At 68.9% G+C, this 9,947-nt stretch carries 9 protein-coding genes and 1 pseudogene; 3 read left to right on the top strand and 7 right to left on the bottom strand.

Annotated features, from left to right (window positions below; translation table 11 throughout):
• Both AQJ91_RS06310 and AQJ91_RS06315 read right to left on the bottom strand, forming a co-directional pair.
• Positions 1 to 2,070, bottom strand: a 2,070-nt coding sequence (locus AQJ91_RS06310) for an AAA family ATPase (protein WP_159054496.1), incomplete at its 3' end; no start/stop codon positions are given.
• A 299-nt stretch (positions 2,071 to 2,369) separates the two neighbouring features.
• Positions 2,370 to 2,795 carry an ATP-binding protein gene (locus AQJ91_RS06315; protein ID WP_067017277.1) on the bottom strand — a complete coding sequence of 142 codons (426 nt, stop codon included), beginning with the start codon at positions 2,793 to 2,795 and terminating at the stop codon, positions 2,370 to 2,372.
• 155 nt (positions 2,796 to 2,950) lie between these two features.
• Here AQJ91_RS06315 and AQJ91_RS06320 point away from each other — a divergent pair.
• Together AQJ91_RS06320 and AQJ91_RS06325 are read left to right on the top strand one after the other, a co-directional pair.
• Positions 2,951 to 3,827: pseudogene (locus AQJ91_RS06320) on the top strand (helix-turn-helix domain-containing protein).
• Positions 3,824 to 4,033: a DUF397 domain-containing protein gene (locus AQJ91_RS06325; protein ID WP_067017278.1), complete on the top strand. Its 210-nt coding sequence runs from the start codon at positions 3,824 to 3,826 to the stop codon at positions 4,031 to 4,033. The pseudogene AQJ91_RS06320 and the gene AQJ91_RS06325 overlap by 4 nt, the downstream one beginning before the upstream one ends.
• 97 nt (positions 4,034 to 4,130) lie before the next feature.
• Here the strand turns inward: AQJ91_RS06325 and AQJ91_RS54345 are convergent, their stop codons facing one another.
• The 3 genes from AQJ91_RS54345 to AQJ91_RS06340 form a co-directional block, all read right to left on the bottom strand.
• Entirely contained in the window at positions 4,131 to 4,367 is a 237-nt protein-coding gene (locus tag AQJ91_RS54345; RefSeq protein WP_067017280.1) for a hypothetical protein, read from the bottom strand.
• A complete protein-coding gene (locus AQJ91_RS06335; RefSeq protein ID WP_324617975.1) occupies positions 4,313 to 4,909 on the bottom strand; it encodes an HsdM family class I SAM-dependent methyltransferase in 597 nt (198 codons plus the stop codon). The genes AQJ91_RS54345 and AQJ91_RS06335 overlap by 55 nt, the downstream gene beginning before the upstream one ends.
• Before the next feature lie 149 nt (positions 4,910 to 5,058).
• Positions 5,059 to 5,253 carry a hypothetical protein gene (locus AQJ91_RS06340; protein ID WP_067017285.1) on the bottom strand — a complete coding sequence of 65 codons (195 nt, stop codon included), beginning with the start codon at positions 5,251 to 5,253 and terminating at the stop codon, positions 5,059 to 5,061.
• A 177-nt stretch (positions 5,254 to 5,430) separates the two neighbouring features.
• Here AQJ91_RS06340 and AQJ91_RS06345 point away from each other — a divergent pair, with 177 nt between their 5' ends.
• Positions 5,431 to 7,548, top strand: coding sequence for a S9 family peptidase (locus tag AQJ91_RS06345; RefSeq protein WP_067017286.1), 2,118 nt, complete (start codon positions 5,431 to 5,433; stop codon positions 7,546 to 7,548).
• A gap of 245 nt (positions 7,549 to 7,793) precedes the next feature.
• On the opposite strand, the gene AQJ91_RS06350 is transcribed toward AQJ91_RS06345, so the two are convergent.
• Both AQJ91_RS06350 and AQJ91_RS06355 read right to left on the bottom strand, forming a co-directional pair.
• Entirely contained in the window at positions 7,794 to 8,855 is a 1,062-nt protein-coding gene (locus AQJ91_RS06350) for an ABC transporter ATP-binding protein (protein WP_067017287.1), read from the bottom strand.
• On the bottom strand, positions 8,848 to 9,822 hold the full coding sequence (locus tag AQJ91_RS06355) for an ABC transporter ATP-binding protein (RefSeq protein WP_067017289.1): 975 nt from the start codon (positions 9,820 to 9,822) through the stop codon (positions 8,848 to 8,850). The genes AQJ91_RS06350 and AQJ91_RS06355 overlap by 8 nt, the downstream gene beginning before the upstream one ends.
• Positions 9,823 to 9,947 lie beyond the last annotated feature (125 nt).

Genomic DNA, 9,947 nt, shown 5'->3' on the forward strand with positions numbered 1-9,947 from the left:
CCGCCCGGTATCGGCCTCCCAGACCCGTACGATCCGGTCCTTGGAGCTTGCCGCGACATGTCGGCCGTCCGGCGACCACGCCACCTGCCTGTTGAGGTCTCCTGCGCCGGTGAGCAGCCGGACCGGCTCCCCCGAAGTGGCATCCCAGATCCGTACGACACGGTCACGGCCGGCGGTTGCCACCCTCGCCGAGTCCGGTGACCAGGCAACGGACTCAACCATGACGCCGTCGCATGGCAGCACCAGCAGGGTGCGTCCGGACCGCGCGTCGTGAACGCGGGCCGTGCCGTCCCTGGACGCCGTGGCCAGCATGCGCCCGTCGGGGGACCAGGCGATGTGCCGGACAGTGTCCGAGTGTCCGTCCAGCCGGGCGCGGAGGTGACTCGACGAGAGCGCCGCCATCAACCCGCGTCTGGCCGAGGGCGTGGGCGTGCACTCGCCGAGCGCGGCGAGCGAGAGCAGCAGGGAGCGCTCCGGTTCGCTCTCCGCGCTCAGGAGTACCTGACGGCCGATACTGTCGGAGACCTGGCCCAGGAAGGTCAGGTCGCGGCGCTGTGAGGACTCGACGAGAGCGCGGGTGGGGGCGGACGCCTGCCCGGACTCCTCCAGTGCTTCGAGCCAGCGCCGGGCCGCCGTGAGGCGTTCCCCGGTGAGGAGATAGTCGTCGCTGCGTCCGGCCCGCTCCCAGTCGGCCGCCCACCGCTCCAGTTCGGCGCGCTCGCGAAGTCGTTCAGCCCGCGCCTCGACTTCCTGCCTCAGTGGGGCCCACTGGCGGAACAGGGCCTCGTGCGTCACCTGCGCGTAGGGTTCACCGCTGGTCGCGGAGCCGCTGCCCGTGACGTCGGTGCGCAGCAGCCGCGCCTCGACGAAGGCGTCGACGACATGGTGGTCCCCTTCATCGAGCTCCGACAGCGGCACATGACGGCGGGCCACCTCCTGGCCCTCGACGGTGACGAACCTGAGCAGGACGCGGAGGACTGAGTCGATGCCCACGCCCGCACCGAGCCCGGTCACGGTGTTGTCCGCCTGGCGCGCCAATGCGCCGGGTACTCCTCCGAGCCGCCGGTACAGCTCTTCGGTGACCGTCCGGCTGGGACCGGAGGCGAAGTACAACTCCTGGAGGAGGTAGGCGAGCAGCGGTAGTGCGTCGTCCGTCCCGGTCTCGCTCACGATGGAGTCGACAACCCCAGGCTCGAAACCAAGACCGACGAGTGCCCCGGGTCGCTCCACGACTTCGGCGAGCTGTGCTCTGCCCAACGTGCCGATGGCGACAGGGTGTTGGAAGAGTTCAACGTATCCGGTGCCGAGGAGTCGTCCGAGCAGGTCCACCCGGGCGGTGACCAGTACGCGGATTGTCTGGTCCTGTTCCACGCAGGTGCGCAGCGCTTCGAGGAACTGGGCGCGTTCACGCTCCCCCGCCAGGGTGAGGACCTCCTCGAACTGGTCGACCACGAGGAGCATCCGCCGGAACCGGCCGCCCCGCAGCCGCGCCAGCTCGGCTCGCAGGGCGTCCGGCCCCTGGCGCAGCCTGCGCAGTACGGCGCTCGCCGGTTCCTGCCCATCGGCGGCGGCCGCCAGCGCACCCGCGAGGGCGCCCAGCGGGTTGGGGCCGGGGGCGAAGGCCGGTACGACGGTCCAGCGGCGTTCCCGAAGCCGGGGCATCAACCCGGCCCTGACCAGTGAGGACTTTCCGCTTCCAGACGCCCCGACCAGCAGCAGGAACCGCTCTGCGGGCCGGGTCGCGGTGGAGTTCAGCCTGCGCGTCAGTTCGGCGGCCTGTGCCTCCCGGCCGAAGTAGACGGGCGCCTCGTCCTCGTCGAACGCGTCGAGGCCCGGGTACGGAACCCGCTCGCGCGGCCACTCGATCCGGGGCGGCGCGGGATTCTCCAGCCGGTAGACGACGACCTGCCCGACCACCAGCGCCACGATCAGTAGCCCGATAGCCGGGACGGAGACCCGCTGAATCGCCTCCAGCGCCCAGGGAACGTCGTCGGTGCTGGTCGCGTAGTTGGTGGCGATCCCGAGTAAGCAGGCGACCAGTGCCGGCAGGATCTGGAGCGCGACCTGCATGCGGTTCCTCATCGGGCACCACTCACGACCGCGTCGCCACCCGCCAGCACCGCTCAGCCCCCGTTCCACCGGCCTCGAAACGCCGGCACCGCGTCATACGCCCGCCTCCCGCGGACCTGTGGGGTAGGGCGTTCATGACCATCTTCTGGGGCTGAGCGGGTGCGTTCAACGGTGCGTGCCGGTTTCGGCCATGCGGGACCATGGCTTCTCCCGCTTCAACGTCAGGTGGGCAGCGGGGCGGCGAGGTGACGCGGAGCTGTTCCTTTTCCCAACGCCGCTCCTCAACCCGCCATGCGGCGTCATCCGCCGGCGCACTCCACCCACACCGTTTTACGGGGATACGGCCCCTGGACCACGCCCCAGCGGACGGCGAGGGCGTCGACGAGAACGAGGCCTCGGCCGGACTCGGCATCCGGGGCGGGGTGTTGCAGTTGCGGGAGACGATCACCCCTGGTGTCGGTGACCTCGATGCGCAAGGTGCCCGCGACGACGTAAAGGGTGAGCCGGAAGTCCCGGCCGGGGACCCGGCTGTGTGTGGCGGCGTTGGCGGCGAGTTCGGCCACGATGTGCGCCGCTGGGTCCAAGGGGAGCCCCCAGGAGCGGAGTTGCTCGGTGGCGAGGAGTCGGGCGAGGCGAGCGCCGCGGGGTGTGGGTGACAGTTGCACGCTGAAGTTGCGCATAGAGGTTGCGAGTTGGGCCTCGGGGGCGGCGGTTTCTTGATTCACGTCACTCAGCGTGGCGGCGTGCGCCTACCGTGAACAGTGACGACGCCGGTGCGTAGGGTGACTGTCCAGGACTTGTCCAGTGGTGTCCAGGCTGTCGAGACGGTGCGCGCGGGTAAGGGCGTCGCGGCACGGTCGTACGAGGTGAGGGGCGCGGGATGACTGCGGGCACGGACGAAGGACGGCTCAGGACCGAGGCGGATGAGCCGGGATGGGAGGTCGACCCGGACGACGAGTGGGGCGTGGCTGTCATCGCCACTGTGGGGCGGCAGTTGAGGCTGCGGCGGGAGGCGGTGCAGATGCGGGTTCCCGACTTCGGGAAACCGGTGGGGTACGGCGATGACCTCGTCTACAAGATCGAGGCGGGGAAGCGGATTCCGCGCCAGGAGTACTTGGACAAGGCCGACGAAGTGTTGGGGGCGGGTGGGCTGATCGCGGCAACGTGGGAGGACGTCAAGAAGGTCCGGTATCCGAAGAAGGTGCGGGAGATTGCGAAGCTTGAGGCGCAAGCGGTTGAGATGGGGCTGTACAGCAACCACAACCTCCACGGCCTGCTGCAGACCGAGGAGCACATGCGGGCGCTGTTCGGTATCTGGCTTCCCGCGTACTCGGAGGAGGAGATGGAGCGCATGGTGGCCGCACGAATGGCCCGGCGCGCAATCTTCGAGAGGTCACCGGCGCCGACTCTCAGCTTCGTCCAGGAAGAGGTGACGCTTCGGCGCCCAGTCGGAGGCACAATGGTGTGGCGTCGACAGCTCGAACGCTTGCTGGAGCTGGGGCAGTTGCGAAACGTGTCGATCCAGGTGATGCCGACTCACTCGCGAAGAACACGTAGGCACGGGCGGGCTGATCGAGGTGTTGAAATTCCCTGATGGCACTGCGGTGGGGCGTACCGAGGGCGCGTTCAATGGCCGACCCGTCTCGGACCCGAAGCAGGTCAGGATCCTCGAACTGCGCTATGGCATGATCCGGGCGCAGGCCTTCACGCCCCGAGAGTCGCGGGCCTTGATCGAGCAGATGCTTGGAGAGACATGATCCGCACCTCCACCATCCAGGACACCTCCGGCCTGGCGTGGTTCAAGAGCAGCTACAGCAGTAGCGGTGATGGCAACGACTGCGTCGAGGTAGCCAGTGCCCCCGCCACCGTCCACGTCCGTGACTCCAAGATTGTGGACGGCCCCCGCCTGGTCTTCTCCCCCACCACCTGGTCAGCCTTCGTGCCGTACGCGTCAGAGGGCTGACCGGCCCGCCAACGTCACCGTGCGAGGCCCGTCCGGATCCGCAGTGTGCGGCCGTGGAGTGTGACACTTTCACAGAAGGCGTCACACTCCCACGGCACTACTCGACTTCGGCGTCCGGCACGTCGACCTCGCCGCCCAGGGAGCGGGCGATGGCCGTGAACTCGATCAGGGCGGGCTGGAGGTCGCGGACGATCTCCTCGGGCGACAGGCCGCTGTCGGCGTCGTCGAGGGCAGGGTCCTTCATCCACGTGATGTCGAGGTTGACCTTGTCGCGGGCGATCAGGTCGTCGTAACCGAACTTCTTGAACGGCCCGTTCTCGTCCTCCGACTCCACGCGGGCCGAACGAGGCTCGCGGGCCGGTAGGCCGCCACGAAGTCGTCGAGGTGGGCCCGGGTCAGCGGGCGCTGCTTGAGCGTGAAGTGCTGGCCGGTGCGGAAGTCGTAGACCCAGGTCTCGATGGTGAGCGGCTTGCCGTCGGCGCGCGGGGACTTCTTGCCGAAAAGGAGGACGTTGGCCTTGACGCCACCGGCGTAGAAGATGCCGGTGGGCAACCGCAGGATCGTGTGGAGGTCGAACTCGTCGATCAGCTTGCGGCGGACCTTCTCACCGGCGCCGCCCTCGAAGAGCACGTCGTCCGGCAGGACAACAGCGGCCCGCCCTCCAACACCCATGAGCAACATGATGTGTTGCAGGAAGTTCAGCTGCTTGTTGGTGGTCGTCGCGGTGCAGTCGTCGCGGTCGTACTGGTCGTCCTTCTCTACCTCGCCGTCCTGGCCGATGACCGTGATCGCGGACTTGCGGCCGAAGGATGGCGAGGACGAGGGTGGCGTGCTTGCCGCTGGATGCCTTAGCCAGCTCTCGGAGTCGATCGTCAACACTGTCTCTGTCCACGCGTCGCTGCCTCAGCCTTCGCTTGTCCTAGATCCGTCAAGCTTACGGAGTCAGGTGCCACGAAGGTGCGGGACAGGTCGACCGGGGGCGGGCTCCGGTCGCTTACGGCCCGGAGCCCACGTGCCGACGCGGGTCAGAACTTGATGCTGCCGATCATGCCCGCGATATTCGTCGTCAGCTCGCTGATGGTGGGAGCGATCGTCGACGAGGCCAGGTAGAAGCCGAGGAGGACGCACACGGCCGCGTGCCCTCCCTTCAGCCCTGATTTCTTGATCAGCAGGAAGACGACGATCGCCAGCAGCACCACCGCCGAAATCGAGAGTGCCACGGCGGCTCACCTCCAAAGAACCCAGGGACGCGGGGGACGGACTCAGGGGGCAGATAAATCTGTAAAGCAGCCAGCAGGTTCATACCCACTATGCGCTAGTGATCATAACTATCCGTACGTGCGCATCGATCGGCGCACAGCCGCACAAGGGGGCGCACTGGCCAATATGGTCGGGTCATGACGACCGAGCCTCACTCCTTCCCTCGCCGGCACGCCCGCACCCAGCGGTTCACCCTCGGCGCACCGCGCGCGTTCACCGTGGCGCCCGACGGTTCGCGGGTCGTGTTCCTGCGCTCCTCCTCCGGCACGGACAGGGCGAGTTCGCTGTGGGTGCTCGACCCGGTGGACGGCGGGGAGCGCGTGGCGGCCGACCCGCGCGCCCTCCTCGGCGGCACGTCGGAGGACCTGTCGCCGCAGGAGCGGGCGCGGCGCGAACGCAGCCGGGAGGGCGGCGCCGGCATCGTCGGCTACGCCACCGACACATCCGTCGAGTTGGCGTCTTTCGCCTTGTCAGGGCGGCTTTTCGCGGCCGAGCTGCGGGCCGGGACGGCACGTGAACTCCCTGTCCCCGGGCCGGTGATCGACCCACGCCCCTCCCCCGACGGACGGCACATCGCGTACGTCGTGCGGGGCGCCCTGCGGGTCGTGGGCGCCGAGGGGGACGGGGATCGTGCGCTCGCCGAGCCCGATTCGGACGAAGTCACCTACGGTCTGGCCGAGTTCATCGCGGCCGAGGAGATGGGGCGGGCACGGGGCTTCTGGTGGGGGCCGGATTCGGACCGGCTGCTGGTGGCGCGCGCGGACGACACGCCGGTGCGGCGGTGGTGGATCTCCGATCCGGCGCATCCGGAGCGTGAGCCGCAGCGGGTCGCGTACCCGGTGGCGGGCAGCGACAACGCGGACGTACGGCTCTTCGTGATCGGTCTGGACGGGGGCCGCACGGAGGTCTCGTGGGACCGGGCACGCTACCCCTATCTGGCGCATGTGCACTGGTCAGGGGCGGGTGCACCACTGCTCCTGGTCCAGGCGCGGGACCAGCGCAGCCAGCTGTTCCTGGCGGTGGACCCGGAGACCGGGGCGACGCGAATGGTGCACGCCGACGAAGATCCACAATGGCTGGATCTTTTCCCCGGAGTGCCCTCCTGGAGCCCCTCCGGCCAGCTGGTGCGCATTGCCGACGAGGGCGGCGCACGGGTGCTCGCGGTCGGCGAACGCCCGCTGACGGGACCGCAGTTGCATGTGCGCGCGGTGCTGGACGTCTCCGACGACGACGTGCTGGTCGCGGCGTCGGCGGGCGAGGCGGCGGCCACTCCGGAGACCGGCGAGGTGCACGTCTACCGCGTCAACGAGCTGGGCCTGGAGCGCGTGTCACAGGAGCCCGGCGTGCACTCGGCGGTGCGCGCCGGGGGCGTGACGGTGCTGGTGTCGGCGGTGCCCGACCGGCCAGGGGCGCAGGTACAGGTACTGCGGGACGGAAAGCGGACGGCAACGGTCCACTCTTACGCCGAAGATCCCGGTATGTCCCCGCGCATGGTGCTCACCGAGGGGGGCGCACACCGAATCCCGTGCGCCGTGCTTATGCCTCGGGACTACGCCGGTGACAGCCCGCTTCCGGTTTTGCTGGATCCGTACGGGGGTCCGCACGGTCCCCGGGTGGTCGCGGCGCACAACGCACACCTCACCTCGCAATGGTTCGCCGACCAGGGTTTCGCCGTGGTCGTGGCGGACGGCCGGGGTACGCCGGGCCGCTCCCCCGCCTGGGAGAAGGCACTCCACCACGACCTCACGGTCTCCCTCGACGACCAGATCGAGGCGCTCCAGGACCTCGCGAAGTCGCACCCCCTCGACCTGACCCGGGTGGCGATCCGCGGCTGGTCCTACGGCGGCTGGCTCGCGGGTCTTGCGGTGCTGCGCCGCCCGGACGTCTTCCACGCGGGCATCGCGGGCGCCCCGGTCACCGACTGGCGGCTCTACGACACCCACTACACGGAGCGGTACCTCGGCGCCCCCGCCACGCACCCGGAGTCGTACGCGAAGAGCTCCCTGGTCACGGACGACGGTCTGTCGTCCCCTGCCGAGCCGCACCGCCCGCTGATGATCGTCCACGGCCTCGCCGACGACAACGTGGTCGTCGCGCACACCCTGCGCCTCTCCTCCGCCCTCCTGGCGGCCGGCCGGCCGCACGAGGTGCTGCCGCTGTCCGGGGTGACACACATGACCCCGCAGGAGCAGGTCGCGGAGAATCTGCTGCTGCTTCAGGTGGACTTCCTTCGGCGCGCTCTCAAACTGAGCTGAGCACCGACACTCCCCAGAGCACCGCACCCATTAATTGAGGAACCACGACGAAGCACCGGCCAGGTCCGCGAGAGCGGCGCCGGTTTAGGCGCAAAAAAGGGCAACGAGCCGGGGCGACATGGCGCGCCCCGGCTCGTTTACGGCACCCGCACGGCCGTACGCTGTTCAGACTGACGCGTCCGTATATCGGGATCGGGTCGGCTGAGTTGCCTGATTGTTAACGCAGTTGGTGAGCATTTATGCGGTTATGGCGAGCCCTCGCCATGATCGTCCGGTGCCTCACCGACTGGAACCGCCTGTTTCTCCTCCGCGAAGAGACAGGCCGAGTCGTGCACCGCGGGGCCCGTCAGGAGACGGAGATGGGGTGGCACCGCGAGGGGCGGTACCTCCAGGGCGCAGCGTTCCTGGGCCTTCCAGCAGCGGGTGCGGAAGCGGCAGCCGGAGGGGATGTTCGTCGGGGACGGGACGTCGCCCGCGAGGATGATCCGCTCGCGCTGTTCACGGGCCTCGGGGTCGGGGACGGGGACCGCGGAGAGCAGGGCCTGGGTGTAGGGGTGCGTCGGGTGGTCGTAGATCTCGGCGTCGCGGCCGATCTCCACGATGCGGCCCAGGTACATGACGCCGACGCGGTCCGAGATGTGCCGGACGATCGACAGGTCGTGGGCGATGAAGACGTAGGAGAGGTCGAACTCGTTCTGCAGCCGGTCCATCAGGTTGATGACCTGGGCCTGGACCGAGACGTCGAGCGCCGAGACCGGTTCGTCGGCGACGATCACCTCGGGGCGGAGCGCCAACCCCCGGGCGATGCCGATGCGTTGGCGCTGGCCGCCGGAGAACTGGTGCGGGTACCGGTTGATGTACTCGGGGTTGAGGCCGACGACGTCCAGCAGGTCCTGCACCCTCCTCCGCCGGTCGCCCTTCGGGGCCACCTCGGGGTGGATGTCGTACGGCTCCCCGATGATGTCGCCGACCGTCATACGGGGGTTGAGCGAGGTGTACGGGTCCTGGAACACCATCTGGATGTTCCGGCGTACGGCCTTCAGGGCGCGCCCGGACAGCTTGGTGACGTCTTCACCCCTGTACTTGATCGAACCGGCCGTCGGCTTCTCGAGGTTGACCAGCATCTTGGCGACCGTCGACTTGCCGCAGCCGGACTCGCCGACGATGCCCAGGGTTTCGCCGCGGTCGAGGGTGAAGTCGACGCCGTCGACCGCCTTCACCGCGCCGATCTGCTTCTTGAGGACGACGCCCTGGGTGAGCGGGTAGTGCTTGTACAGCCCGCTGACCTCCAGAATCGGCTCAGCCATGCAGACACTCCCTCCAGAAGTGGCAGGCGCTCCCCCGTACTTCGGAGACCTCGTACAGCGGTGGCTCGTCGGTCCGGCACACGTCCCGGGCCATCGGGCAGCGGGGATGGAAGGCGCAGCCCGGCGGGATGTGCATGAGGTTGGGCGGCAGGCCCTTGATGGCGTAGAGCTCCTGGCCCTTCTGGTCAAGGCGCGGGATCGACTCCAGCAGGCCGCGGGTGTACGGGTGTGCCGGGGCCTTGTAGATGTCGTGGACCGGCGCCGACTCGACGATCCGGCCGGCGTACATCACCGCGATCTTGTCGGCGACGTCGGCGACCACGCCGAGGTCGTGGGTGATGAGGATGAGCCCCATGTGGTACTCGCGCTGCAACTCCGCGAGCAGTTCCATGACCTGGGCCTGGACGGTCACGTCGAGGGCGGTGGTCGGCTCGTCGGCGATGATCAGTGCGGGTTCGAGCGCGAGCGCCATCGCGATCATGATGCGCTGGCGCATACCGCCGGAGAACTGGTGCGGGTACTGCCGGACGCGCTCCCTGGCGGCCGGGATCCGGACGCGGTCCATCAGCTCGATCGCCTTGGCCCGGCCGTCCTTCTTCGACATCCCCTGGTGGACGACGAACATCTCGCCGAGTTGGTCGCCGACGGAGAGCACGGGGTTCAGCGAGGACAGCGCGTCCTGGAAGATCATGGCCATCTGGGCGCCGCGGATCTTCCGCCGCTCCTCTTCCTTGAGCTTGAGCAAGTCCCGCTCCCGGAAGAGGATCTCGCCCGCGGCGATCCTGCCGGGCGGCATGTCGAGGATCCCCATCACCGCCTGCGCCGTCACCGACTTCCCGGATCCGGACTCGCCCAGCACGGCAAGGGTCTCCCCCGCGTCCACGCTGCAGTTGACGCCGTTGACGGCCTTGGCGACACCGTCCCGGGTCCGGAACTCCACATGCAGATCACGCACTTCGAGCAGCATGACGGGGGCTCACCTCAGTTTCGGGGTCGAGGGCGTCGCGCACGGGGTCCCCGGGGACGGCGAGCGGGCGTTCGGTGAACGGCGGGTGGCGGAGCGGGACGGGCGGCTGAGGAGGGGTGCCGTGG

It is taken from the genome of Streptomyces dysideae, from assembly GCF_001514305.1.
Lineage (GTDB): Bacteria > Actinomycetota > Actinomycetes > Streptomycetales > Streptomycetaceae > Streptomyces > Streptomyces dysideae.

Coding starts and splice junctions, on each gene's coding strand:
- AQJ91_RS06325 (WP_067017278.1), top strand. CDS start 3,824: ATGATCCGCACCTCCACCATCCAGGACACCTCCGGCCTGGCGTGGTTC.
- AQJ91_RS06345 (WP_067017286.1), top strand. CDS start 5,431: ATGACGACCGAGCCTCACTCCTTCCCTCGCCGGCACGCCCGCACCCAG.
- AQJ91_RS06350 (WP_067017287.1), bottom strand. CDS start 8,855: ATGGCTGAGCCGATTCTGGAGGTCAGCGGGCTGTACAAGCACTACCCG.
- AQJ91_RS06355 (WP_067017289.1), bottom strand. CDS start 9,822: ATGCTGCTCGAAGTGCGTGATCTGCATGTGGAGTTCCGGACCCGGGAC.